This window comes from Chryseobacterium geocarposphaerae (assembly GCF_002797535.1).
Classification (GTDB): Bacteria; Bacteroidota; Bacteroidia; order Flavobacteriales; family Weeksellaceae; genus Chryseobacterium; species Chryseobacterium geocarposphaerae.
On record NZ_PGFD01000001.1, the window covers coordinates 111879 to 136707 of the forward strand.

Below are 24829 nucleotides of genomic sequence, written 5' to 3' on the forward strand. Positions count from 1 at the left end.
ATTATCTTCTTCTTAAATAGTATTATTCGGACATTTTAAAATATTAAGATAAATGCTTCAAAATGAGAAAATAATCTTTGAATCCGATGATACATGTTGTAAATTGTGCCTATTAAAAAAATGTGTGCAGAATGAAAAAAATATTGAAAACCGGCTGGGTTGGTTTGGTTTTAGTATTACTAAGTTGTCAATCAGTAAATAGTAGCAAAATGTTTTATGATGGTGTAAAGCCCGAAAAGGTTTCTGATAAGTTCAGTTTTACGGAAGGTCCGGCTTCGGATAAAAATGGGAATGTATATTTTACCGATCAGCCTAATGATAAAATTTATTACTGGGATTGGAAAACCAATAAAATTGTTGAGTTTTTAGATAAAACAGGCAGGGCAAACGGAACCTATTTTGATAAAGAAGATAACCTTATAACCTGTTCTGATGATCATGGAGAAATCTGGAAAATTTCAAAGGACAAAAAAGTAGAAGTTTTATCGAAAGGTTTTGAAGGAAAAAGATTAAACGGTCCTAATGATCTGTGGATAGATTCTTTTGGAGGAATATATTTTACCGATCCTTTGTATGAAAGAGATTATTGGGTGAATTTTAAGCAGGAAATTCCTCAGAAAAACCTGTACTACAGAAATAAAGAAGGGGAAATCTCTAAATTGGAAACGTTCACTCAGCCGAATGGAATTATAGGAAGTGAGAAATTTAAAAAGTTATACGTTTCAGATATTGATGCAGGAAAAACGTATGTCTATGATATTCTTGGTGAAGGAAAGCTTTCTGAAAAGAAGCTTTTTTGTGAAATGGGTTCAGACGGAATGACGTTGGATAAATTTGGCAATCTTTACCTGACAGGAAACGGAGTTTCCGTTTTTAACAGGAAAGGAAAGAAAATCTATCAGATCCCGATCCCTGAAAAATGGACTTCCAATGTAACTTTCGGAGGTGAAAACGGAAATATTCTGTTTATTACCGCTTCGGAATCTGTCTATGTTTTGCCAACAAAAGTGAAAGGAGGGAAGTAAATTTAGAACGAGGTTAAGATTAAGATTATAAGTAATCTTAACCTTAACCTTAACCTTAACCTAAATCTTAGCCTTAATATGCAATTTCCATTTTTAATTTTTTTCCTTTAAGCTTTTCATTGCTTAGCTTTTTCAATAGGGAGTTTACTTTATTTCTTGAAACAGCAACATAAGAAGTAGTATCTTTCACTTCGATCAATCCTACATCTTCTTTCTGTAGCTCACCCTTTTTAAGTAAATATCCAACAATATCTACTTTATTCACCTTGTCTTTTTTACCCGCACTGATGTAAATGGTCTGAAAAGGCGTTTTTCCCGGAACCTTATTAAATCCGATAACGCTTTCTTCGGGGGTATTTTTTTTAATGAAAGGAAAATTTTCGTCTTCCGTCATAATGAGATAGGCGAAACCTTTTGCATTCATTCTTGCGGTACGACCGTTTCTGTGGATGAAAGCGTCTTCTTTTGGTGGCAGCTGATAATGTACGATAGATTCAACCTCGGGAATATCAAGACCTCTTGCTGCTAAATCTGTTGTAATTAAAATTCTTGCAGAATCATTTCTGAACTTCAGTAGAGCACGTTCTCTTTCGTCCTGTTCCATGCCGCCATGAAAGGTTTCTCTGTCGATTCCTTTTTCTCGTAAAAGTTCGGAGATACGGTCAACAGCTTCACGGTGATTACAGAAAATCAAGGTTCTCTTGTTTCCGATTTTACAGATTAAATTAAAAAGCGTATCCAGCTTTTCTTCCGGAATGGTCATCACTTTTTTTAACTGAATATCAGGTTTTGCTTCATTTAATTTTAAAAAGTCTATGATTTTTTCATCGTTTAATCCTGTGAACTTTGGAATCTCATCCATCGCGGTTGCTGATGTCAGAATTCGTTGGGAAAGTCCTTTTAGCGAATTGCAAATAAATTCCATATCATCATGAAAACCTAATTCCAGGGCTTTATCAAATTCATCCAGAACTAAAGTCTGAATGGTTTTGGGGTCAAAATTGTTGTTTCTTAAATGATAGACAACTCTTCCCGGAGTTCCAATCAGAACGGCCGGAGCTTCAATCAAATTATTAACCTCAATTTTTTTATCGTGACCTCCATAGCAAACCGAAACTTTAAAATCTGTTCCCATGGTTTTGAAAACCTGTTCAATTTGCAATGCCAGCTCTCTCGCAGGGACCAGAATCAACGTCTGAATTCCGGAAGTTTTCTTTAAGTTTCGAAGAACAGGAAATAAAAATGCCAATGTTTTTCCTGAACCGGTGGGAGAGAGCAGTACAACGTCCTGTTGATTTTCTGTGGCTTTATAGGTAGATTTCTGCATTTGATTCATTTCCTGAATCTGCAGTTTTTTGTAAATAGATTCTAATTCCATGGTGCAAAGATAGTTATTTCGTTATTGGTTGTTAGTTGATGGTCGTCTAGGTTCAAGGTTTATTGTTTGTTAGCGATGACAATAATCTTTTAAATTTCTTAATCTTAAATAAAAATATTGTCTGTCAGTGATTTATGATTGAAATCTATATACTGGAAATTATTGTTTATGTTAAATAAAATCCCTATCTTTGCACCCACTTTTGTGGCGAGAAGGTTTGAAAAGTAAATAACTCAAAATTAATTACTTCCGTATTTTTTAATCCGCATTTATTCAGACCGTTAAAAAAGAAGGAATACAAATTTTATTAGAAAATGTCAAAAGAGACAAATTCAGCAGAGGTTTTATTAAACCAAAACGTAGCACCAGAACAATTTGATTGGGATTCTTTCGAATCAGGTCTTGATGCAGATGCGAGAAAAGAAAAAAGCGATTTAGAAGAAATCTACAACGGATCTTTGAACAACCTAGACGATAATGACGTTTTAGTTGGAAAAGTTGTAAGATTAACTGACAAAGAAGCTATCGTAGACATCAACTTCAAATCTGAAGGTGTTATTTCTCTTAACGAATTCCGTTACAACCAAGGCCTAAAAGTAGGTGATGAGGTTGAAGTAATGGTTGACAGAAGAGAAGACAAAACAGGTCAGTTACAGTTATCTCACAGAAAAGCTAGAACGCTTAAAGCTTGGGATAAAGTAAATGAACTTCACGAAACTGGAGAAATCGTAAACGGTTTTGTGAAATCTAGAACTAAAGGAGGTATGATCGTTGACGTACACGGAATCGAAGCATTCTTACCTGGTTCTCAAATTGACGTTAAGCCAATTAAAGATTACGATCAGTTCGTAGGTAAAACTATGGAGTTCAAAGTTGTGAAAATCAACCCTGAGTTCAAAAACGTAGTTGTATCTCACAAAGCATTGATCGAAGCAGATATCGAAGGTCAGAAAAAAGAAATCATCGCTCAGTTAGAAAAAGGACAAGTTCTTGAGGGTACTGTTAAGAATATTACTTCTTACGGTGTGTTTATCGACCTTGGAGGTGTTGATGGATTGATCCACATTACAGACCTTTCTTGGTCTAGAGTGAACCACCCATCTGAAATCCTTGAGGACGGACAGACTGTAAAAGTTGTTATCCTTGACTTTGATGATGAGAAAACAAGAATCCAATTGGGTATGAAGCAATTAGAAGCTCACCCTTGGGATGCTCTTTCTGCTGACTTGAAAGTAGGTGACAAAGTAAAAGGAAAAGTAGTCGTTCTTGCTGACTATGGTGCATTCGTAGAAATCGCTCCAGGTGTAGAAGGATTGATCCACGTTTCTGAAATGTCTTGGTCAACTCACTTGAGATCTGCAGGTGACTTTGTAAAAGTAGGTGACGAAGTGGAAGCTGAAGTACTTACTTTAGACAGAGACGAAAGAAAAATTTCTCTTGGTATCAAGCAATTGTCTAAAGATCCATGGGAAAACATTGAAGCTAAGTATCCTGTAGGATCTAAGCATGTAGGAACTGTAAGAAACTTCACTAACTTTGGGGTATTCGTAGAGTTAGAAGAAGGTATCGACGGATTAATCTACATCTCTGATCTTTCTTGGACTAAGAAAATCAAGCACCCATCTGAGTTCTGTGCAGTAGGTGATAAATTAGATGTTGTAGTTCTTGAATTAGACATCCAGGCTAGAAGATTATCTCTAGGTCACAAGCAATTGACTGAAAACCCATGGGATGCATTCGAAACGAAGTATGCTGAAGGAACTATCCACGCTGGTAAAGCGGTAGAAGTTCATGATAAAGGTGCTTCTGTACAATTCGAAGATGCTGAGGTTGAAGCATTCTGCCCATCAAGATTATTAGAGAAAGAAGATGGATCTAAAATCAAGAAAGGTGAAGAGGCTCAATTTAAAGTAATCGAATTCAACAAAGAATTCAAGAGAGTAGTAGTTTCTCATACAGGTATCTTCAGAGATGAAGAGAAGAAAAATGTAAAAGAATCTGCTTCTAGAAATGTGACTTCTTCTTCAAACAATGAGGAAAGATCGACTCTTGGAGATATTGATGCTTTAGCAGAATTGAAAAGAAAAATGGAAGAAGGTAAATAATCTTCATAACATTTAAAATATTAAGCCACTCATTTGAGTGGTTTTTTTTGTTTTTAGTCCCGAAATCGAGGATCTATAGGATTTGTAGATCTGTTATAAATTCACTTTTTAGAGAGTATTAGTGAAATGGAAAAAATAACCTTATAATTTTATCTTATTTTTAAATAAAATTAAATTATATTATGAATTATTATTATATTAGCGCCTTTATTAGTTGAAATGAAAAAAATAATTCTACCTGCTTTAGTTGCTGTGTTATCGGCAATACCTTCCTCTTTATTTTCGCAAGATAATGAAAAGCTGATTAAAGACTATATTTCTCAAAATAAACTAAGAGAATATAAAAAGTCAGATCTTACCAACTTTATTGTTGATAATGTAGATACTTCAAAGTCCTTAAATGGAAGTGTTGTGAAGTTTCAGCAAACTTATAATGGTTTTCCTGTATATAATGCAGAAGGTACAGCCCTCATAAGAGATAATAAAATAATTTATTATACAGATACCTTTTTAAAGGATTACAGTTCTTCGGTTGCAAATAATATTAGTATTAGCAAAACTACTGCTCTTCAGAAAATTTCAGAAAATCTTCAAAAACAAAAGATTGCAGCTTATCCAATTTTAGGTTTTTTTGATATAGAACCAGAAACAGGGTATGTTGCTAAACAGCGTTTAGTTTATGTAAAAGATGGTGATATTTTAAAATTGGCGTACCAATTTTCTCTTCCTGAACCAGATGCATCAAATTATTGGGATATTCTTGTAGATGCAACTGACGGAAATATTATTAGCAAACTCGATTTAAATTTGTCATGTAATTTCCATAATGATGCCTTTTCACATGATCTTACTAACTATCAAAGTGAATTTGTGGGGCCTTTAAATGGGAGCCAGCAAAAATTTTCGCTTTTAGTACCTGATAATGCTTCATATAATATTTTTCCATTACAATTGGAAGCTCCAACATTTGGTCCGAGAGCTATTGTAAGTAATCCTTGGAATTTGACAGCTTCTCCTGATGGGTGGCATTATGATGGAACTACGCATTATACAATTACAAGAGGTAATAATGCATATGCATATGAGGATACTTTAGCATCAAACACTCCTGGGTTTTCTCCTGATGGAGGGACTTCTCGAAATTTTAATTATCCTTTCAATATTTATGGTGATTCTGTTACTAATCAAAGTGCAGCTATTACTAATTTATTTTATATGAATAATAAAATGCATGATATTTTTTATGCATTTGGCTTTACACCGGCGGCAAGAAATTTCCAAAATACAAACTTTGGACTTGGTGGAGTTGGAAATGATTATGTAAATGCTGAAGCACAAGATGGAGGGGGGACTAATAATGCAAACTTTGCATCTCCTGCAGATGGGAATAAGCCAAGGATGCAGATGTATCTTTGGTCAGCTACAACACCTAGATTATTTTTTTATAATGCACCGACTGTTGCTGTTCCTAGACAACCAGGTGCGGGGACTGCTCAATTTGGTAGTGCTTTAACAGCAACAGGAGTTACTGGAAATATTCAGTTAGCATCGGCTACAGATGGTTGTACAGCTCTGCCTGTAGGATCTCTTACAGGTAAGATTGGTTTAGTGGAAAGAGGAACCTGCGCTTTTACTGTAAAAGTAAAAAATGTACAAAATGCAGGTGCTATTGCTGCAATTGTCTATAATGATGCAACAAATGGAGATACTCTTTTAACAATGTCTGGAAGTGATGCTACTATTACGATTCCATCAGTTTTTATCGGTAATACTGAAGGATCGTATATAAAAACTCATTTGTCAGCTAATACTATAGTAAATGTAACTCTTAAAAATGATCCGTCTACAATAATTACTCCAGACGGAGATTTTGATAATGGAATTATTGCTCATGAATATGGACACGGAATTTCAAATAGATTAACAGGTACGGGTGCTGGATGCTTAAACTCATCTTCTGATAAAGAACAAATGGGCGAAGGTTGGTCGGACTTCTTTGCTTTAATGTTAACGAACAAGACGGGAGATAATGCGTCTGTAGCAAGAGGAATAGGTACTTATGCAGTAGGGCAGTCTATTACAGGTGGAGGAATCAGGCCTGCGAAATATTCTCCAGATTTTACTGTTAATGATTTTACATATGGAGATACTAATGGAATGGAATATACATCAAATGGTGTTCTGGTTCCGGATGTACACTCTATTGGTTTTGTTTGGGCGACAATGCTTTGGGATCTTCATTGGCAATATGTTGCTAAATATGGATATGCTTCAGATGTAATGTCAGGAACAACAAATGGAAGCTCTAGGGTTTTGCAGCTTGTTACAGATGCATTAAAGCTTCAAATCTGTAATCCTACATTTATTGATGGTAGAGATGCAATATTAGCAGCTGAACTGGCTACGACAGGAGGTGCTGATAAATGTATGATTTGGAGAACTTTTGCCAAAAGAGGTTTAGGGGTGAATGCTTCTGCAGGATCGAAAACAAATATTAATGATCAGGTGGAAGACTTCACAGTACCGACAGAATGTGTATTGGCAACTGAAGAAGTTAAATCTGTTAAGGCAAATACGATTTCAATTTATCCGAATCCGGCTAAAAATGAATTCTTTATTGACTTTCCAAGTAATACTCTTGGAAAAGTAAGTGTAGAAATTTACGATATGTCTGGTAAATTAGTTTCGTCAGAAGATAAAGTTTCACCGGAAGCTAAGAAATCGGTTTCAACAGATCGATTAACATCCGGAACGTATATTGTAAAAATAAAAGGCATTGGTATTGACGCTGCTTCAAAAGTTATTGTTAAAAAATAATAGTTAATTCTATAGCTTAATATAATAAAATCGCCGCGAGCTTTGCTCGCGGCGATTTTATTTATCTATAATGGTTTTATCAGCGAAAATTTTAATTATTATACCTTACCTTTGCAGGCTGTTCAAAAAATGAATTATGAAGAAGAAAAATATTTTTAAAGGAGTTTTATTTGTAGGAATCGGAGCAAGTATATATGGTATGTTGGCTACATTTGTAAAACTTGCTTATCAGGACGGGTATACAACATCTGAAGTTACCACCTCTCAGTTTGTATTAGGGTTAGTTGGACTTTTAATTTTAAACCTTATTCAAACTGCAACTTCTAAAAAAGACTTATCAACTCCAAGTTCTAAAGAGGTAAGAAATCTAATGTTAGCAGGAACTTCATTGGGCTGTACAAGTCTATTTTATTATATCTCTGTTCAGTATATCAATGTTTCGGTAGCTATTGTTCTATTGATGCAGTCTGTATGGTTCAGTGTGGTGGTTGAAAGTTTTATGACCAAAAAACTACCTAATACCAGAAAGATAATATCTGTAATTATTGTTTTGCTGGGAACTGTTTTAGCGACCAATTTAGTTAACTCGAAAATTGAGCTTGACTGGAAAGGTGTTTTCTGGGGATTAATGGCAGCAGCTTCCTATACGCTGACCATGTTTACATCCAACACGCTGGCTACACATCTTCCGGTTTTCAGAAAGAGTTTTATTATGCTTTGTGGTGGGTCTATAGTAATTTTTGCATTTTTGTTTTTTGCTCAGATCGGACCTTTATATATAGATGGACTGAAGTCGGTTTATTTAAACTTTACAGAAAATACAGAACATATTCGTGCTTTTGATTACTCCATTCTTTGGAAATATGGTTTGGTCCTGTCATTATTTGGTACTATTATTCCTCCTGTTTTATTTAATATAGGTTTTCCGAATGCTGGTTTGGGATTAGGAAGTATTGTTTCATCTTTAGAGCTTCCTGTTTCCGTGACGATGGCTTTTGTTTTATTGGGAGAAGAAGTGGTTTTCATTCAATGGATTGGAATTGCATTGATTCTTTTTGCTATTGTTCTAATGAATTTACCGCCCAGAAGGAGTATGATACCAGAATTATCTTAAAAAAATTATAATTAATACATTACAAACCGTTTCTTTGGGAACGGTTTTTTAATTTTAATGTTTAAAATGATTTGTATGAAGAAATTTAAGAATATTAGTGCTGCTTTAATGTTGTCGATTGCTTCAAATTTTGCTTTTTCTCAGGTCAAACCTTTGGATGTGGAACTTACAGACTACAAATATCCTTATGAAGTGCATTTTCTTAATTTTAAATCTCAGAATAACGATTTGAAAATGGCTTATATGGATGTACAGCCAAAAACATCAAACGGAAAAACAATTTTGCTTCTTCATGGCAAAAATTTTAACGGAGCGTATTGGGGAAGAACAGCAAAAGATCTTTCCGAAAAAGGTTTTAGGGTGATCATTCCGGATCAGATCGGATTTGGAAAATCTTCAAAACCGCAAAGCTACCAGTTTTCATTTTCTCAATTGGCAGATAATACAAAAGCTATTTTGGATGAATTAAAAATTGATAAAGCTGTTGTTTTAGGACATTCAATGGGAGGGATGGTAGCAACAAGATTTACTTTGTTATACCCAGAAAGAGTCCAGAAGCTAATCCTGGAAAACCCAATAGGATTGGAAGATTATAAAACTTTTGCAGCCTATCAGACAATAGATCAGGCATACCAGTCAGAACTTAAAAATACGGCTGAAACCTATAAAAATTATCAGCTGAAATTCTATTATGATAATAAATGGAAAGCAGAATATCAACCATGGCTGGATTTAATTGCAGGTTGGACGTTACATCCTGATTATCCAAAAGTAGCCTGGGATGCAGCTTTAACTTCAGATATGATTTACAATCAGCCGGTTTGCTATGAGTTTAAAAATGTCAAAGTTCCAACCTTATTAATTATCGGAACAAGAGACAGAACAGCCATAGGGAAAGACAGAGCTCCGAAAGAATTACAATCAAAAATGGGCCAGTATCAGGAATTAGGAAAGAAAACCCAGCAGCAGATCGAGGGTTCAAAATTGGTTGAAATTGAAAATGTAGGTCATCTTCCGCATATAGAAGTCTATGACAAATTCTGGAACGCTTTGTATGAGTTTATTAGATAGGAAGTTTAAAGCTGAGAGTGTTGGAAATGAAAATAATAATTTACAGAAAATAACCATTATAATTTAGATATTCTCAAGATTTCCCTCCTCAGGAGGGGTATCAAAAATTTCAAAGAAATTTTTGACGGGGTGGTTAAAAACGAGATATTTAAAATCAAATTGTCCTCTAAAATAAAAAGAGGCTTTCTAGAATAGAAAGCCTCTTTTTGTATGTATTGTTGTCTGAATTATTTCTTGTAAGGAACGTCTTTAATTCTAGCTTTTTTACCTCTAAGGTCTCTGAAGTAATAAATTCTAGATCTTCTAACTTTACCTCTTCTATCCACTTCAATTTTTTGTAAAGCTGGCATGTTGATTGGGAATACTCTCTCAACACCTACATCTCCACTCATTTTTCTGATCGTGAAAGTTTTTGTAGAACCAGTACCTCTTAATTGAATAACTGTTCCTTTGAAGAACTGAGTTCTTGTCTTCTGTCCTTCTTTAATTTCGTAATACACAGTAATTGTATCACCTGCTTTGAATTCAGGGAATTCTTTTTTCGCAATGTACTTATCTTGTACGTACTTTAATAAATCCATTATTAATAAATAAAATGTTAAAGCTAAGCAACTTACACGGTTATCGTCAGAGGTTGAATAACAGGATGCAAAAATATAACTTTTTTATATAAAAACCAATACCTTGCATAATATTTTTATGAAATTTAGACATGAGAAATAGAATAGAAATTTAAAACAATACTGCAACTTAATTTATCTTAATTCCTTAATGGTTCTAATAAAAGTCTTAAATATTGCTTTATATGAACTTGTTTTCACGGTTTCACAAAAATGTTTAAATTTAGAACTGAAAATCTAATACTATAATAATGATAGATAAAAGAGTAAAAAATGCAAAAGAAGCGATTCAAGGAATTCAGGATGGAATGACGCTGATGTTGGGTGGGTTTGGTCTTTGCGGAATTCCTGAAAATTCAATTAATGCATTGGTAGATAGTAACGTAAAGGATCTTACCTGTATTTCAAACAACGCTGGTGTTGATGATTTCGGGTTAGGATTATTGCTTCATAAAAGACAGATCAAGAAGATGATTTCATCTTATGTAGGGGAAAATGCAGAATTTGAAAGACAGATGCTTTCCGGAGAATTAGAGGTAGAATTGACTCCTCAGGGAACTTTGGCGGAAAAATGCAGAGCAGCTCAGGCTGGAATTCCGGCTTTTTACACACCTGCAGGTTACGGAACTGAAGTGGCTGAAGGAAAAGAAGTAAAAGAGTTCAAAGGAAAACCACATATTTTAGAACATGCTTACGAAGCTGATTTTTCAATTGTAAAAGCCTGGAAAGGGGATCATGCTGGAAATTTGATTTTCAAAGGTTCAGCGAGAAACTTTAACCATCCGATGGCCGGAGCGGGGAAAATTACGATTGCAGAAGTGGAAGAGCTGGTAGAGCCGGGAGAATTGGATCCGAATCAGGTTCACATTCCTGGAATCATGATCCAGAGAATTTTCCAGGGTGAAAAGTTTGAAAAAAGAATTGAACAGAGAACAGTAAGAAAAAGAAATTAATATTTTAGCCTACAGTTTCTAAAAATAAAATACCCCGAAGTAAAATTTTCGGGGTAATTTTTTATTGATATATTATTGTCATTCCGAATATAAACTGAAGGTTTACGAACGAAGTTCAGAAGTGAATGATGAATCTCTTAATATTCTTAATCTCTAAATGGATCTTAATGTTTCAAATTTAACCATTAAGTTTTAGCTTAAGGTATTAAGATCATTAAGAGATTCTTCCTTTATCAGAATGACAATACAAAATATTAATGATTTATACTCCCGCAGTCAGTTTACGCTCTCCAATCTGCTGTCTCCACATTGCATAGTACAATCCTTTTTCTTCAATAAGCTGTAAGTGAGACCCTGTTTCTACCACTTGTCCGCGTTCTAAAACATAGATTCTGTCCGCATGCATGATTGTGCTTAAACGATGGGCAATGAGAACTGTAATTTGCTCTTTTTCCTTTGAGATTTCTTTAATGGTCGTTGTAATTTCTTCTTCTGTAATACTGTCTAATGCAGAAGTGGCTTCATCAAAAATAAGCAAATGTGGTTTTCTCAATAGAGCTCTTGCAATGGCGATTCTCTGCTTTTCACCACCGCTTAGTTTTAATCCGCCTTCACCGATTACCGTTTCTATTCCGTTTTCAGCACGTTCCAAAAGAGCTGTGCAGCTGGATTTTTTTAAAGCCAATTGAAGCTCTTCTTCCGTTGCGGTCGGATTTACAAACAAAAGATTTTCTTTGATTGTTCCTGCAAAAAGCTGGGTATCCTGTGTTACAAAGCCGATCTGATTTCGTAATTCATCAAAATCAAACTCCTTACCGTTGATATTGTTATAAAAAATGTTTCCTTCCTGAGGTCTGTACAAACCGACCAGTAATTTTACCAATGTACTTTTTCCTGATCCGCTGGGTCCTACAAAAGCAATGGTCTCTCCATTTTTAACATCAAATGAAATAGAATTTAATGCCTTATAATGAGCGGTCTGATGCTGAAAAGATACCTTTTGAAATTCCAGTTCCTCGATAGCTCCGATTCTTTTCGGGTTGGTAGGTTTCGGTTCAATCTCTTTTTTCATCACCCTGTCAAAATTATTTAAAGAAGCCTGAGCTTCACGGTAAGAAATAATAATATTCCCGATTTCCTGCATCGGTCCGAAAATAAAGAATCCATAAAACATCAATGATAAATACTGTCCCGGAGTTACAATATTTTTAAAGATCAGTAATAGTAAAGTGAAAGTAATCGTTTGCTGTAAAAAATTAACTAGAGTTCCCTGTACAAAGCTTAAAGAACGGATGCTTTTTACCTTTCTTAATTCAAGATTCAGAATTTTATAGGTATTGTTGTTCAGACGTTCCACTTCCTGATTGGTCAGTCCTAAACTTTTTACAATCTCGATATTTCTGAGACTTTCAGTGGTGCTTCCTGCTAAATTCGTGGTTTCTGTTACAATATTTTTCTGAATGGTCTTAATTCTTTTGCTTAATAAATTAGTGACAACCGCAATAAGAACAATTCCCACCACATACACAGGCATAATTGTCCAGTGTAAACGAATTGCGTAGACCGAAACGAAAATGATACTTACCAAAATTCCGAAAAATACATTAATGAAGTTATTGATAAATTTCACAGAATCCTCTCGAACTTTAGTTAGAATGGAGAGCGTTTCACCACTTCTCTGATCTTCAAATTCCTGAAAAGGCAATCTCATAGAATGCTTTAAGCCGTCAGTAAATATTTTAGCTCCAAATTTTTGAATAATCACATTCACTACATAATCCTGAAATGCCTTTGCAATTCGGCTTACCATCGCTGTTCCGATAAGCAGTCCTAAAAAATAGAATACTCCATGATAGATATCGGTTCCGTAAAGGTATTCGTTCATACTTCTCGGGAGAAGTTTTTCTTTATCAAAAAAGTTGGGATGGGTAACCAGTTTGTCTAATATATTCCCTGTAATAGCCGGAGCGAATAACGAAAATACCTGATTGATTGAAGCTAATAAAAGAGAAGCTAAAATCAGCCATTTATATGGTTTTAAATAATTTAATAAAATTTTCATGAGTAAAATTAAAAGCTTACAAATTTACAACAAATTGAAAAGCAAAATTTATCATAGGATAAGAAAAGAAACTATTTCGTAATTCTGAAAAAATGGCTAATTTGGCGGGATAAGATTATGCTATGCTAACTAAAGAACAAATTGCACAAAGAATTTCCAGAGAAGTAAAAGATGGATATTATGTAAATTTAGGAATCGGAATTCCAACATTGGTTGCGAACTATGTTCCGGACAATCTTTCTGTAGAATTTCAGAGTGAAAACGGAGTGTTGGGAATGGGGCCATTTCCTTTCGAAGGAGAAGAAGATGCAGATATTATCAATGCAGGAAAACAGACAATTACTATTCTGGATGGAGGCTCTTTTTTTGATTCAGCATTCAGTTTCGGAATGATTCGTGCTCAGAAAGTAGACCTTACTATTCTTGGTGCTATGGAAGTTTCAGAAAATGGAGATATTGCCAACTGGAAAATTCCCGGGAAAATGGTAAAAGGAATGGGAGGAGCAATGGATCTGGTAGCTTCAGCAGAAAATATTATTGTTGCGATGATGCACGTGAATAAAGCAGGAGAAAGTAAGATTCTAAAAAAATGTACTTTACCTTTAACAGGAGTAAATTGTGTGAAAAGAGTGGTAACTGAATTGGCAGTTCTAGACATCACACCTGCCGGATTTAAACTTGTAGAAAGAGCTCCAGGAGTTTCAGTAGAACACATTATTCAAGCGACAGAGGCGGATTTAATCATTGAAGGTGAAATCCCTGAAATGCAGTTTTAAAAATAGATCAAAAACATAAAAAAGCCGAAAAGGAAATCTTTTCGGCTTTTATTTTTTAATTTAACTTTAAAGAAGTATTTGATATATCCAGGTATTCTTTAAAGTGTTGAGCATTAATATCCCAATCTTTAAAATTTTCGATATCCAATATTTTCTTTCCACTTTCTATTTTTGAAGTAATTAAGATGTTGGGCTTTTCCTTTGAAAATTTTATGATACGATTTTTATCTTCAGTATAGGATGAAATACTGAAGCCGGAAACCAGATAAAAAATATTGTTTCTTTCCAGTTCCTGCTTCGTTTGATCGTTTATTTTTACTTTATCAGTGTACGAAAAATATAAAATAGGAAAACTGACGGGGATCACAAAATGGTTAGTTCCTGTTAAAATAACAGAATTATTTTCCTTGTCAACTTTCATATCTATTGCTTTGATGGTATTTCCTGCTTTTGTATAACAGTATGCCTGTAATTTCTCAACAGGAATATTTTTCTCAAAATATATCGTTAAATTAAATTGTGCACTTGCAGAAGCCTGAGCAAAAAATAGTTTTGAGCAAAAAATAAAAAGAAATACAATCAATTTTTTCATTGATATAACTTTTAGATTTTTATTTAGTGTCCTGAGCTCCAAAAACCTTTTGCAGAATACTCGTTGTTCTCATTGCAGGTGTATTTCGGATTCCGCTTTCTTTCTCCGCAACCATTTTAAAAACTCCGTTGATGGTTTCAGTGGTTACATATTCGTTAAGATCGGTGGTTACAGATTGTCCCGTTAGCATATTATATTTTGAAATGATTCCCTTCCAAACGCTGTCTGCACCTACTTTTCCTAGAGAAGCTTTCACTTTAGGCTGAAAAGCTGTAAAAAGCTGACTTTGAGTTTTGGTTTGCAAATAGTTTGTTGCCGCATTATCACTCCCTAACAGAATATTTTTTGCATCAGTAATGGTCATTGAAGTAATTGCTTTGGTAAAGATAGGTGCAGCTTCTGTTACGGCATCTTCCGCAGCTCTGTTGAGCAATTTAACACCCTGATCGGCAAGACTTCCTAATCCTAAAGAACGAAGGGTAGTATCAACTTTTCGTAATTTTTCGGGCATTAGTATTTTTACAGCCTCATTTTTCAAAAACCCATCCGTTACGCCCAGCTTTTTTACCCCTTCATTCACTCCCAGACTTAAAGCTTCTTTCAATCCTGATGAGATCTGAGTGGAAGTAAGGCTTCCAAGATTAATTGGAGAAGAAGTGGCGGAAGTATTTTTAGGGGTTGTTGTTGAAGTCGTTGTTTTTACAGGCGTATTAAGATCAATACCGGTATTATCTTTTACAGCAGATTTGATGGCATCTAAAATCTGTGCCTGTGTGGAAACTGAAAATAATAACATTCCAGCCAATACAATTGTTTTTCTCATCGTTTATTTTTTGCAAAATTAGATATTTATACTTTTAATAAGTTAAAAAGGATAAGCGAATTTCAGAAATTAAGTATATTCGCTAAAATCTTAAATCCCGTATTATGCTACGTTTTTTACTGGTATTTTCTTTATTTATTTCAACTCTATTTTTTTCTCAAAAAAAACTGAACTTAATTCCTTATCCGCAAAAAGTTGAATTTCTGGAAGGAGAATTTATAATTCCGGAAACCTTTATATTGGATGAATCTCTCCCTAAAGAAGAAACAGAATACTTTAAGAAGCATATTGATAAGGTATTTAAATTTAAAAATGAAAAAAATAAGAATACTGTTCATTTAGTATACTCATTATACCCGCCAACTTTATCACATATATCGAAAAAGGATGAAGAAAAAAAAGAAAAATACTCTGTTTATATTTCTCCAAAACGTATTACCATAAATTCTTATACAAAACAAGGATATTTTCTGGCTCTTCAGACACTGATCCAATTATTTGAACAGTATAAAGATTCAGGAAAAATTCCTGCAATGAAAATCGAAGACGAACCCAAATTCGCTTGGCGTGGAATGCATTTGGATGTTTGCCGCCATTTTTTCACGATTGCAGAAGTAAAGCAGTATATCGATTATCTGGCCATGTACAAGCTGAATACTTTTCACTGGCATTTAACAGATGATCAGGGCTGGAGAATTGAAATTAAAAAATACCCGAAACTGACAGAAGTTGGTTCAAAACGTAAAGAGTCCATGATTGGTGCTTATGTGGATAATACATTTGACGGAAAGCCTTATGGTCCCTATTTTTATACACAGGATCAGATCAAAGAGGTGGTAAAATATGCGGCAGAAAGATATATTACCGTAGTTCCCGAAATTGAAATGCCGGGTCATGCTTTGGCAGCATTGTCAGCTTATCCTGAGCTGGCTTGTACAAAAGGACCTTTCGAGCCTGCTACAAAATGGGGTGTTTTTGATGATGTTTTCTGTCCGAAAGATGAAACGTTCAAATTTCTGGAAAATGTTCTGGATGAAGTAATGACGCTTTTCCCATCCCAATACATTCATATCGGAGGTGATGAATGTCCGAAAACACGATGGAAAGAATGTGCCCATTGTCAGGAATTGATTAAAAAGAATAATTTAAAAGATGAGCATGGTTTACAAAGCTATTTCATTCATAGAATTGAAAAATATGTCAACTCAAAAGCAAGAAAGATTATCGGTTGGGACGAGATTCTAGAAGGCGGATTGGCTCCCAATGCTGCCGTAATGAGCTGGACAGGTGTCAACAGTGGAATTGAAGCTGCAAAATCAGGGCATTTTGCCGTAATGACACCAGGTTCTTATTGTTATTTCGATCATTATCAGGGAGATCCCGCTACGGAACCGAATGCCTTTGGTGGATTTACACCATTGGATAAGGTATATTCTTATGATCCTATTCCAAGTGAATTGAACACGGATCAGGCAAAATTTATCAAAGGAGTTCAGGCTAACTTATGGACGGAATATATTTTAGACTTTAAGCAGGTTCAGTATATGATCTTCCCAAGACTGTTCGCCCTTTCTGAAGTGGGATGGGGAACCTCGGATCCTAAAAACTATAAAGAATTTGAAGGCAGGGTGATTAATGAATTCAAGGTATTGGATAAAATGGGAGTGAATTATGCGAAAAGCATCTATAATATTACCGGAAAAGTAACAGCTGCTAATACGGGTGTTTCTTATGAATTGTCAACGTCACAGGATCCTAACGGAATTCGATTTACACTGGATGGAACAGATCCGACGGCAAATTCGCAGGTTTATAAAACTCCTGTTTCAATTTCAAAATCTTTAACGGTAAAATCTGCTTATTTTGAAAACGGACAATTAAAAAGTGCTGTTTCATCACAAACTTTTACAGTTTCAAAAACGACAGGTAAAAAAATAACACTGGAACAGCAGCCGAGTGAGAATTATTCTTTTGGAGGAGCTTTCACTTTGGTAGACGGAATTATCGGAAATCAAAGGCAGTTGGGAAAAACATGGTTAGGCTTTCAGGGAAAAGATGTGGTGGCAACGATTGATTTCGGACAGAAAACCCAGTTTTCAGAAGTCTATTTTAATACATTAGACAACAAAGGAAGCTGGATCCATTTTGCGAAATCGGCTCAGATTTTTATCTCTGATGACGGAATGAATTTTAAAATGATTAAAGAAATCGGAAAAGAAGAAATTTTGAATGCCAAAGGAAAGATTAAGCTTACGATAGGAAGTCAAAACTCAAAATATATTAAAGTTAAAATAGAAAATGCAGGAATTATTCCTGCCGGAAATCCAGGGGCTGATTCAAAAGCATGGCTTTTTGTTGATGAAATTGGCGTAAATTAGTAAGGAATTTAATAAGATTATGGAAGGCACCATTTTATCCTCAGAATTTAATTCCTCTCCTGAGCTGGTTGAAAAGCTTTATCAGTATGGAATTACCAAAACCTATCATGAAGGAGATATCATTTTAGATGAAAATTCCTCTATCCGTTCTATTCCTATCGTGATGAAAGGCATGATGAAGGTGATTCGTACCGAGGAAGACGGGCGTGAAATTTTATTATACTATATCAAAGCCGGAGAAAGCTGCATTATGTCGTTCTTGGGTGGAATGCATAATGAAAAAAGTATTGTAAAAGCGGAAGTGGAAGAAGATACCGAGATTCTGTTTTTACCCATAGATAAAGTTTCACTTTTTATAAAAGAATATCCGGAATGGTTAGATTATATTTTCCGTCTTTACCATAAACGTTTCGAAGAATTGTTGGATATTATCAATGCAATTGCCTTTAAAAAAGTAGATGAAAGACTGCTAAATCTGCTTCAAAAAAAATCTGAATTATCAAATTCGAGTACCATTATCATCACTCACGAACAATTGGCCAATGAATTGGGAACAGCCAGAGTTGTTGTTTCCAGATTACTCAAACAGCTTGAAGAAGAAGGGAAGTTGAAACTCGGTAGAAATAAAATTCAGCTTTTATTTTAAGTTATGTAACAAAAGTAACTGTACAGAAATAGTAGAATTTCCATTTTTGCTTTCAAATTAAAGGAAGTAAAAATGGAAATTTTTGGTTATATCGCATCGGTTTTAATTGGTGTTTCTTTAGGATTAATTGGCGGCGGTGGAAGTATTCTTACCGTTCCCGTTCTCGTCTATCTTTTCGGGATAGATGCATTATTGGCTACAGAATATTCGCTTTTTATTGTAGGAATAAGCAGTGTGGCCGGTTCCATGGCATATTTCAAAAAAAGATTGGTGAATCTTAAAATCGCCGTAGTTTTTGGAATTCCGTCTGTAATTTCCATTTTTCTTACCCGCAACTATCTTTTGCCTCTCATTCCGGAGAAAGTTTTTAGAATCAATGATCTGATGATTACTAAAGATATTTTCCTGCTGTTGATTTTTGCAGGATTAATGATGGTAGCTTCCTACAAAATGATTCGGAAAGACGTACAACAGCCGGACGAAAAGCAAGAAAATAAAAATAATACCCTTTTAGCAGCAGGAGAAGGCTCTGTTGTCGGAGTTTTAACAGGATTAGTCGGAGCAGGCGGAGGATTTATGATTATTCCGGCATTGGTTAATCTTCTGAAAACACCCATGAAAGTGGCGATCGGAACTTCGTTGGTTATCATTTCTTTAAACTCCCTGATCGGATTTTTTTCCTCCATTCAGGGAACACTTATTAATTGGAGATTTCTGTTATCCGTATCGGCAATCGCTGTTGTAGGAATCATAATAGGATCATATTTATCGAAAAAGATTGATGGGAAAAAGCTGAAGCCTGCATTCGGATGGTTTATTTTGGTTATGGGAATTTATATCATCATTAAAGAAATTTTTCTCTAAAAACCTTATGTAACAAAAGTAGCTGTGCAGGAAATACTAAAAAGAGAAATTTGTACTCAACAAAACAAAATTTATTAAAAATGAAAATAGAACAGATTTACACAGGATGTTTGGCTCAGGGAGCTTATTATATTATTTCCGATGGGGAAGCGATTATTATTGATCCTTTAAGAGAAACAAAACCTTACCTGGACCGTTTGGAAAAAGATAAAGTAACGCTTAAATATATCTTTGAAACCCATTTTCATGCAGACTTTGTGAGTGGTCATTTAGATTTAAGCCAAAAAACGGGAGCCCCTATTGTCTATGGACCCACTGCAACACCGGAATTTGATGCGATTATTGCAGAAGACAATCAGGTTTTTGAGATTGGAAAAATTAAAATTAAAGTGCTGCATACCCCGGGACACACGCTGGAGAGTTCTTCTTTTTTGTTAATGGATGAACATGGAAAAGAGACAGCATTATTTAGCGGAGATACTTTGTTTCTTGGTGATGTTGGTCGTCCCGATTTAGCTCAGAAAGCTGCGGATATGACTCAGGAACAATTGGCAGGACTGCTTTATGACAGCTTATATCAGAAAATTATGCCTTTAAATGATGATATTATCGTTTATCCGGCTCATGGCGCAGGTTCGGCTTGTGGTAAAAATATGCAGAAAGAAACGGTAGACACGTTGGGAAATCAGAAAAGAACCAACTATGCCTTAAATCAAAAAGATAAAGAAAGCTTTATAAAGGCTGTAACTGACGGACTTTTGCCACCTCCCGCTTATTTTGGGATGAATGTAGCGATGAATAAAAAAGGATATGAAAGTTTTGATGAGGTTTTATCTCATGGCTCGAAAGCATTATCTCCCGATGAATTTGAAGAAACAGCAGAGTTTTCCGGAGCTTTGATTCTTGATGTAAGAGATAATCATGAATTTGCAAAAGGTTTTATTCCGCAATCCGTTAATATAGGATTGAATGGAGATTTTGCACCCTGGATAGGAGCTTTAATTGCAGATGTACAACAGCCGATTGTATTAGTGACCAATGAAAATGAGGAAGAAGAAACAATTACCAGACTGAGCAGAGTTGGGTTTGATCATGTTTTAGGTTTCTTACAAGGTGGTTTTGAATCCTGGAAAGATAGCGGAAAAGATGTGGATTCAATTCACAGGATTTCAGCAAAGCAGTTTGAAGATGAAATTAAGGACAAAGCAGTAAAAGTTATCGATGTAAGAAAAGAAAGCGAATACAATGCAGAGCACATCGATGAAGCTTATAATAAACCTTTGGCATATATCAATGAATGGATCAGTCAGATTGATCCTGAAGAACATTTTTATCTGCACTGTGCAGGTGGATATAGAAGTATGATGGCGGCAAGCATTCTTCAGGCAAGAGGCTACCGAAATTTTACCGAAATTGAAGGAGGATTTAATGCAATTGCGCAAACCGATATTCCTAAAAGTGATTTTGTATGTCAGACTAAGGTTTTTCCCTATATTAGTTAAATCTACGTTACTTTTACAATATAGTATTCATAAAAAATAGAACGAAATAATGATAAATTTTGAACAGCAGGATTATAAAAACCATTGGGAGAATGTATATGAAACCAAAAATCAGGATGAAGTAAGCTGGACGCAAAAAATTCCGCAAACTTCTTTGGATCTTATAGAAGAGGCTTCGAAAGGCAAATCTTCAACAATTATTGATGTTGGCGGCGGTGACAGTAACTTGGTCGATTTTTTATTGGAAAAAGGATTTGAAAATATTTCCGTTCTGGATATCTCTGCAAAAGCACTGGAAAAAGCAAAAACAAGATTAGGGACCCAAGCTGAAAAAGTAAATTGGATTACGACAAACATTACGGAATTTAAACCCAATACAACCTATGATATTTGGCATGACAGAGCAGCTTTTCATTTTCTGACCACAGAAGAAGAAATAAAAAAATACGCAGAGATTGTCAAAAATGCAGTTTCCGATACATTGATTATTGGAACATTTTCTGTAAATGGTCCGCAAAAATGCAGTGGTTTGTCAATTGTAAAATATGACGAAGACCATCTGAAAGAAATATTTTCGCAGAGCTTCGAACTGGTGAAATCTTTTACAGAAGATCATATTACACCGTTTAATACTGTTCAGAATTTTATTTTCTGTCAGTTCAAAAAGAAATAAATTGAAATAACTTATGCTGGATATTATAAAAGAACCTTGGCCTTGGTACGTTGCAGGTCCGTTAATAGGACTTACCGTCCCGATATTACTGATTTTAGGAAACAAATCTTTCGGGATCAGTTCATCATTGCGACATATTTGTGCAGCCTGCATACCGGGAAATATTAATTTTTTTAAATACGATTGGAAAAGAGAAAGCTGGAATTTATTCTTTGTGTTAGGAATTTTCTTTGGAGGAATGATTTCTGCCTATTTTCTGGTGAATCCCGGAGAAGTTATCGTAAATCCAAAGCTTAAAGCAGAATTAGCCGGTTATGGAATTACGGATTACAGCAATCTTGTACCTACCCAATTAATGAATTTTAAAAGCCTGTTGACTTTGAAAGGCTTTCTAACCATGGTTGTTGGCGGATTTTTGGTAGGCTTTGGAACCCGCTATGCAGGAGGATGCACAAGTGGTCATGCTATTATGGGACTTTCCAATCTGCAGTGGCCGTCGTTAGTGGCAACAATCTGTTTCATGATCGGGGGCTTTTTTGTAGCAAATGTCGTGTTGCCGATTATTCTTTCACTCTAAAAAATAACCAATGAAAAATAATAATGCAGTTTGCAATAAAGAAATTACTGTTCAAAATAAGTGGTACCATAATCTAAAATACCTCCTGGTAGGAATTTTATTTGGGATTGTTTTTGTAAAAGCTGAAATCATCAGTTGGTTCAGAATCCAGGAAATGTTCCGTTTACAGTCATTCCATATGTATGGAGTCATAGGAAGTGCCGTGCTTACAGGAATGGTTTCCGTATGGCTGATTAAAAAGTTTAGTATAAAAACCCTTGATGGAGAACCAATTACAATAGTACCTAAAAAGTTTAACAAAGGACAAATTTACGGAGGATTGATCTTCGGTTTCGGCTGGGCAATTACGGGGGCTTGTCCGGGACCACTTTTTGCTCAGATAGGAACAGGGGCTTTCGCAGTGGTCATTACTTTATTAAGTGCAATTTTCGGAACTTGGATTTACGGATATTTGAGAGATAAGTTACCGCATTAATTTTGTTAGATAAATATTGGGAAAGGCTGTAGAAAATAATCTGCAGCTTTTTTTGTTTTATGCTAATATGAAAATCGCTAATTTGTGGCCAAATAAATCAAACATGCAGAGTAGAAGAAAATTCATAAAAAGATCGGCAGTAGCTTCCTTGGCTTTGGCTATGAATCCGCTGGATCTGATCGCTAAAGAACTTCCCGAAAATAATAAAACAGTCAATAAACCCATTGTTCTTTCTACATGGAATTTTGGATTAAAAGCTAACGAAGAAGCCTGGACCATTCTGGGAAAAGGAGGTCGTGCTCTAGATGCGGTTGAAAAAGGAGTTCGCCTAGTTGAAAATGATCCTACCGAAAGAAGTGTAGGGTACGGAGGACGTCCCGATAGGGACGGGAGAGTAACGCTGGATGCCTGCATTATGGACGAAAACTACAATATCGGTTCAGTGGCCTGCCTGGAAAATATTAAAAATCCAATTTCCGTAGCAAGAGCAGTCATGGAAAAGACACCACACGTGATGTTGGTAGGTGATGGTGCTTTGCAATTTGCAGTTTCCCAAGGATTTAAAAAAGAAAATATTTTGACCCCTGAATCCGAAAAAGAATGGAAAGAATGGTTGAAAGAAAGCAAATACAAACCCATCGTAAACATTGAAAACCACGATACTATCGGGATGATCGCGCTGGATGCCAACGGAAACCTTTCAGGAGCGTGTACAACCAGTGGAATGGCTTTCAAAATGCACGGAAGAGTAGGAGATTCTCCAATTATTGGAGCCGGTTTATTCGTTGATAATGAAGTCGGGGCAGCAACCGCGACAGGTCACGGTGAAGAAGTGATCAGAACGGTAGGAACTCATCTGGTGGTTGAACTGATGAGACAGGGCAGAAATCCGCAACAGGCCTGTAAAGAAGCGGTTGAAAGAATTGTGAAGATTACCCAGAGAAGAAACAAAAACCTTAAAGATATTCAGGTAGGCTTTATTGCGATCAATAAAAAAGGAGAATACGGTTCTTATTGTATTCAGGACGGATTTAACTTTGCGGTGTACGACCAAAAAGGAAACCGTCTGGAAAAACCTGAATATGCTTTGAAATAAAATTAAAATAACAGATTGATTAATGATAAAATATGCAATTGTTGCTTCTTTATTTCTAATTATTGGTTGTAAAGATGTTAAAAAAACGGATGAAAACACTAATACTTCTGTAGTAGAAAATAAAGAGGTAACCGATATAAAAGGTGAAGCTGAAGCCGCAAAAAACTGGCTGAAAAGTAGTATTCTAAGTTATTTTAAGGCAGATATTTCTGATCAGCAAAAAATAATGCAGAATATCACGACCAAAGACTACTATGAATACAAAACAGATGCAACAAATGTAGATATGGATGTGGATGGAAGTCTTAGTTTAAAAGATTTTCAGCAAAAATGGGGAAATAAATACAATACAAAATATGCCGGAATAAACACAGGATTTCTAATCTCAGCGCAGGATTGGACAAATATTGAAGTTAGAAAATGTGAATTAGATGCTATTTCAGGAGATGAAGCATTTGTTTTTGATGTTGAGTTAGCTGATGATGGAGCCAAAGCTATTTTTAAACGTAAAATAGGTGTTGTGAAAAAAGACAATAAGTTTCTGATCGCAGATGTAATTGAAAAAGATTAAATTGAAAAAAGAATGTCAAAAATAGAAATAGCATGTTTCAATCCTGAATCCGCAATCATCGCTTTTGAAAACGGAGCAGACCGAATAGAATTGTGTGACGGATTAAGCGAAGGCGGAACAACTCCAGACTTTGAAACCGCAAAATTACTGAGAGAAAAAATCAATATTCCGATTTTTGTAATGATCCGTCCCCGTGGTGGAGATTTCACTTACTCTGATCAAGAATTTGCGCAGATGAAATCGGATCTGGTTCAATTAAAAACTTTAAATGTAGATGGTTTTGTATTCGGGATTTTAGATGAAAATGATGAGGTAAACATAGCACAAAACAAAGAATTGGTTGAGCTTGCAAAACCTTACCAATGTACTTTTCACAGAGCTTTTGACCGTGCAAAAGGATTAAAAGATTCTTTAGAAAAGGTGATCGAATGTGGTTTTAAAACAATTCTTACTTCCGGTCAGAAATCTAACGTTTCAGAAGGTAAGGAAAACCTGAAAAAATTGGTGGAGTTATCCAACGGAAGAATTGAAATTCTTGTAGGAGGTGGGCTTCGTTCTACCAATATTGAAGAACTAAGAGACTTTACCAAAGCCAACTATTTTCATTCCTCCGCCATTACGGATGGAGGAGCTTTTGCGAGTCCGGAGGAAGTTATTGCTTTGAAGAGTAAATAATCATTTCGTGATTCAAAGGTGTGTTTGTCATTCAGA

Annotated in this window: 22 protein-coding genes; 17 read left to right on the forward strand and 5 right to left on the reverse strand. The window is 35.3% G+C overall.

Annotated features, from left to right (window positions below):
* Positions 1-131 precede the first annotated feature (131 nt).
* The gene (locus tag CLV73_RS00455) at positions 132-1025 is read left to right on the forward strand and encodes an SMP-30/gluconolactonase/LRE family protein (RefSeq protein ID WP_100374942.1); all 894 of its coding nucleotides are present in this window, start codon (positions 132-134) and stop codon (positions 1023-1025) included.
* Positions 1026-1098: 73 nt separating this feature from the next.
* Here CLV73_RS00455 and CLV73_RS00460 read toward each other — a convergent pair whose 3' ends face one another.
* Positions 1099-2403: a DEAD/DEAH box helicase gene (locus tag CLV73_RS00460; RefSeq protein ID WP_100374943.1), complete on the reverse strand. Its 1305-nt coding sequence runs from the start codon at positions 2401-2403 to the stop codon at positions 1099-1101.
* A gap of 314 nt (positions 2404-2717) precedes the next feature.
* Here CLV73_RS00460 and rpsA point away from each other — a divergent pair, with 314 nt between their 5' ends.
* The 4 genes from rpsA to CLV73_RS00480 all read left to right on the forward strand — a co-directional run bounded on the left by rpsA (position 2718) and on the right by CLV73_RS00480 (position 9510).
* Positions 2718-4508, forward strand: a complete 1791-nt coding sequence (rpsA, locus tag CLV73_RS00465; protein ID WP_100374944.1) for a 30S ribosomal protein S1 — start codon at positions 2718-2720, stop codon at positions 4506-4508.
* Between the two features lie 219 nt (positions 4509-4727).
* Positions 4728-7325, forward strand: coding sequence for a T9SS-dependent M36 family metallopeptidase (locus CLV73_RS00470; RefSeq protein WP_100374945.1), 2598 nt, complete (start codon positions 4728-4730; stop codon positions 7323-7325).
* A 136-nt stretch (positions 7326-7461) separates the two neighbouring features.
* Complete coding sequence (locus tag CLV73_RS00475) at positions 7462-8439, forward strand: EamA family transporter (RefSeq protein ID WP_100374946.1); 978 nt, start codon at positions 7462-7464, stop codon at positions 8437-8439.
* A 75-nt stretch (positions 8440-8514) separates the two neighbouring features.
* Positions 8515-9510: an alpha/beta fold hydrolase gene (locus CLV73_RS00480; protein WP_100374947.1), complete on the forward strand. Its 996-nt coding sequence runs from the start codon at positions 8515-8517 to the stop codon at positions 9508-9510.
* A 227-nt stretch (positions 9511-9737) separates the two neighbouring features.
* Here the strand turns inward: CLV73_RS00480 and rplS are convergent, their stop codons facing one another.
* Positions 9738-10091, reverse strand: coding sequence for a 50S ribosomal protein L19 (rplS, locus tag CLV73_RS00485; protein ID WP_089742977.1), 354 nt, complete (start codon positions 10089-10091; stop codon positions 9738-9740).
* A 290-nt stretch (positions 10092-10381) separates the two neighbouring features.
* On the opposite strand from rplS, the gene CLV73_RS00490 reads away from it, so the two are divergent.
* Positions 10382-11083 (forward strand): CoA transferase subunit A, encoded by a 702-nt coding sequence (locus CLV73_RS00490; RefSeq protein ID WP_100374948.1) that lies wholly within the window; start codon positions 10382-10384, stop codon positions 11081-11083.
* A 262-nt stretch (positions 11084-11345) separates the two neighbouring features.
* Here CLV73_RS00490 and CLV73_RS00495 read toward each other — a convergent pair whose 3' ends face one another.
* A complete protein-coding gene (locus tag CLV73_RS00495) occupies positions 11346-13145 on the reverse strand; it encodes an ABC transporter ATP-binding protein (RefSeq protein WP_100374949.1) in 1800 nt (599 codons plus the stop codon).
* A gap of 122 nt (positions 13146-13267) precedes the next feature.
* Between CLV73_RS00495 and CLV73_RS00500 the strand changes: the two genes are divergently transcribed.
* Positions 13268-13921, forward strand: coding sequence for a CoA transferase subunit B (locus CLV73_RS00500; protein ID WP_100374950.1), 654 nt, complete (start codon positions 13268-13270; stop codon positions 13919-13921).
* 55 nt (positions 13922-13976) lie between these two features.
* Here the strand turns inward: CLV73_RS00500 and CLV73_RS00505 are convergent, their stop codons facing one another.
* Together CLV73_RS00505 and CLV73_RS00510 are read right to left on the reverse strand one after the other, a co-directional pair.
* Complete coding sequence (locus tag CLV73_RS00505) at positions 13977-14513, reverse strand: hypothetical protein (RefSeq protein WP_100374951.1); 537 nt, start codon at positions 14511-14513, stop codon at positions 13977-13979.
* 19 nt (positions 14514-14532) lie between these two features.
* Complete coding sequence (locus CLV73_RS00510) at positions 14533-15336, reverse strand: DUF4197 domain-containing protein (RefSeq protein ID WP_100374952.1); 804 nt, start codon at positions 15334-15336, stop codon at positions 14533-14535.
* Positions 15337-15440: 104 nt separating this feature from the next.
* On the opposite strand from CLV73_RS00510, the gene CLV73_RS00515 reads away from it, so the two are divergent.
* The 10 genes from CLV73_RS00515 to CLV73_RS00560 all read left to right on the forward strand — a co-directional run bounded on the left by CLV73_RS00515 (position 15441) and on the right by CLV73_RS00560 (position 24793).
* On the forward strand, positions 15441-17714 hold the full coding sequence (locus CLV73_RS00515) for a glycoside hydrolase family 20 protein (RefSeq protein WP_100374953.1): 2274 nt from the start codon (positions 15441-15443) through the stop codon (positions 17712-17714).
* A 19-nt stretch (positions 17715-17733) separates the two neighbouring features.
* Positions 17734-18360 (forward strand): Crp/Fnr family transcriptional regulator, encoded by a 627-nt coding sequence (locus tag CLV73_RS00520; protein WP_100374954.1) that lies wholly within the window; start codon positions 17734-17736, stop codon positions 18358-18360.
* Positions 18361-18432: 72 nt separating this feature from the next.
* A complete protein-coding gene (locus tag CLV73_RS00525; protein ID WP_100374955.1) occupies positions 18433-19224 on the forward strand; it encodes a sulfite exporter TauE/SafE family protein in 792 nt (263 codons plus the stop codon).
* Positions 19225-19304: 80 nt separating this feature from the next.
* Positions 19305-20726 carry an MBL fold metallo-hydrolase gene (locus CLV73_RS00530; protein WP_100374956.1) on the forward strand — a complete coding sequence of 474 codons (1422 nt, stop codon included), beginning with the start codon at positions 19305-19307 and terminating at the stop codon, positions 20724-20726.
* A gap of 49 nt (positions 20727-20775) precedes the next feature.
* Positions 20776-21399 (forward strand): class I SAM-dependent methyltransferase, encoded by a 624-nt coding sequence (locus CLV73_RS00535; RefSeq protein ID WP_100374957.1) that lies wholly within the window; start codon positions 20776-20778, stop codon positions 21397-21399.
* Between the two features lie 13 nt (positions 21400-21412).
* The gene (locus CLV73_RS00540; protein ID WP_100374958.1) at positions 21413-21976 is read left to right on the forward strand and encodes a YeeE/YedE family protein; all 564 of its coding nucleotides are present in this window, start codon (positions 21413-21415) and stop codon (positions 21974-21976) included.
* A 10-nt stretch (positions 21977-21986) separates the two neighbouring features.
* Entirely contained in the window at positions 21987-22451 is a 465-nt protein-coding gene (locus tag CLV73_RS00545; protein ID WP_100374959.1) for a DUF6691 family protein, read from the forward strand.
* 103 nt (positions 22452-22554) lie between these two features.
* Entirely contained in the window at positions 22555-23547 is a 993-nt protein-coding gene (locus CLV73_RS00550; protein ID WP_100376936.1) for an isoaspartyl peptidase/L-asparaginase family protein, read from the forward strand.
* A gap of 22 nt (positions 23548-23569) precedes the next feature.
* A complete protein-coding gene (locus CLV73_RS00555) occupies positions 23570-24118 on the forward strand; it encodes a hypothetical protein (protein WP_100374960.1) in 549 nt (182 codons plus the stop codon).
* Between the two features lie 12 nt (positions 24119-24130).
* Positions 24131-24793 (forward strand): copper homeostasis protein CutC, encoded by a 663-nt coding sequence (locus CLV73_RS00560; RefSeq protein WP_100374961.1) that lies wholly within the window; start codon positions 24131-24133, stop codon positions 24791-24793.
* Positions 24794-24829 lie beyond the last annotated feature (36 nt).

Bases quoted from the DNA above. Each gene is read 5' to 3' on its own strand.
- CLV73_RS00455 (WP_100374942.1), top strand. From the start codon at position 132: ATGAAAAAAATATTGAAAACCGGCTGGGTTGGTTTGGTTTTAGTATTA.
- CLV73_RS00460 (WP_100374943.1), bottom strand. From the start codon at position 2,403: ATGGAATTAGAATCTATTTACAAAAAACTGCAGATTCAGGAAATGAAT.
- rpsA (WP_100374944.1), top strand. From the start codon at position 2,718: ATGTCAAAAGAGACAAATTCAGCAGAGGTTTTATTAAACCAAAACGTA.
- CLV73_RS00470 (WP_100374945.1), top strand. From the start codon at position 4,728: ATGAAAAAAATAATTCTACCTGCTTTAGTTGCTGTGTTATCGGCAATA.
- CLV73_RS00475 (WP_100374946.1), top strand. From the start codon at position 7,462: ATGAAGAAGAAAAATATTTTTAAAGGAGTTTTATTTGTAGGAATCGGA.
- CLV73_RS00480 (WP_100374947.1), top strand. From the start codon at position 8,515: ATGAAGAAATTTAAGAATATTAGTGCTGCTTTAATGTTGTCGATTGCT.
- rplS (WP_089742977.1), bottom strand. From the start codon at position 10,091: ATGGATTTATTAAAGTACGTACAAGATAAGTACATTGCGAAAAAAGAA.
- CLV73_RS00490 (WP_100374948.1), top strand. From the start codon at position 10,382: ATGATAGATAAAAGAGTAAAAAATGCAAAAGAAGCGATTCAAGGAATT.
- CLV73_RS00495 (WP_100374949.1), bottom strand. From the start codon at position 13,145: ATGAAAATTTTATTAAATTATTTAAAACCATATAAATGGCTGATTTTA.
- CLV73_RS00500 (WP_100374950.1), top strand. From the start codon at position 13,268: ATGCTAACTAAAGAACAAATTGCACAAAGAATTTCCAGAGAAGTAAAA.
- CLV73_RS00505 (WP_100374951.1), bottom strand. From the start codon at position 14,513: ATGAAAAAATTGATTGTATTTCTTTTTATTTTTTGCTCAAAACTATTT.
- CLV73_RS00510 (WP_100374952.1), bottom strand. From the start codon at position 15,336: ATGAGAAAAACAATTGTATTGGCTGGAATGTTATTATTTTCAGTTTCC.
- CLV73_RS00515 (WP_100374953.1), top strand. From the start codon at position 15,441: ATGCTACGTTTTTTACTGGTATTTTCTTTATTTATTTCAACTCTATTT.
- CLV73_RS00520 (WP_100374954.1), top strand. From the start codon at position 17,734: ATGGAAGGCACCATTTTATCCTCAGAATTTAATTCCTCTCCTGAGCTG.
- CLV73_RS00525 (WP_100374955.1), top strand. From the start codon at position 18,433: ATGGAAATTTTTGGTTATATCGCATCGGTTTTAATTGGTGTTTCTTTA.
- CLV73_RS00530 (WP_100374956.1), top strand. From the start codon at position 19,305: ATGAAAATAGAACAGATTTACACAGGATGTTTGGCTCAGGGAGCTTAT.
- CLV73_RS00535 (WP_100374957.1), top strand. From the start codon at position 20,776: ATGATAAATTTTGAACAGCAGGATTATAAAAACCATTGGGAGAATGTA.
- CLV73_RS00540 (WP_100374958.1), top strand. From the start codon at position 21,413: ATGCTGGATATTATAAAAGAACCTTGGCCTTGGTACGTTGCAGGTCCG.
- CLV73_RS00545 (WP_100374959.1), top strand. From the start codon at position 21,987: ATGAAAAATAATAATGCAGTTTGCAATAAAGAAATTACTGTTCAAAAT.
- CLV73_RS00550 (WP_100376936.1), top strand. From the start codon at position 22,555: ATGCAGAGTAGAAGAAAATTCATAAAAAGATCGGCAGTAGCTTCCTTG.
- CLV73_RS00555 (WP_100374960.1), top strand. From the start codon at position 23,570: ATGATAAAATATGCAATTGTTGCTTCTTTATTTCTAATTATTGGTTGT.
- CLV73_RS00560 (WP_100374961.1), top strand. From the start codon at position 24,131: ATGTCAAAAATAGAAATAGCATGTTTCAATCCTGAATCCGCAATCATC.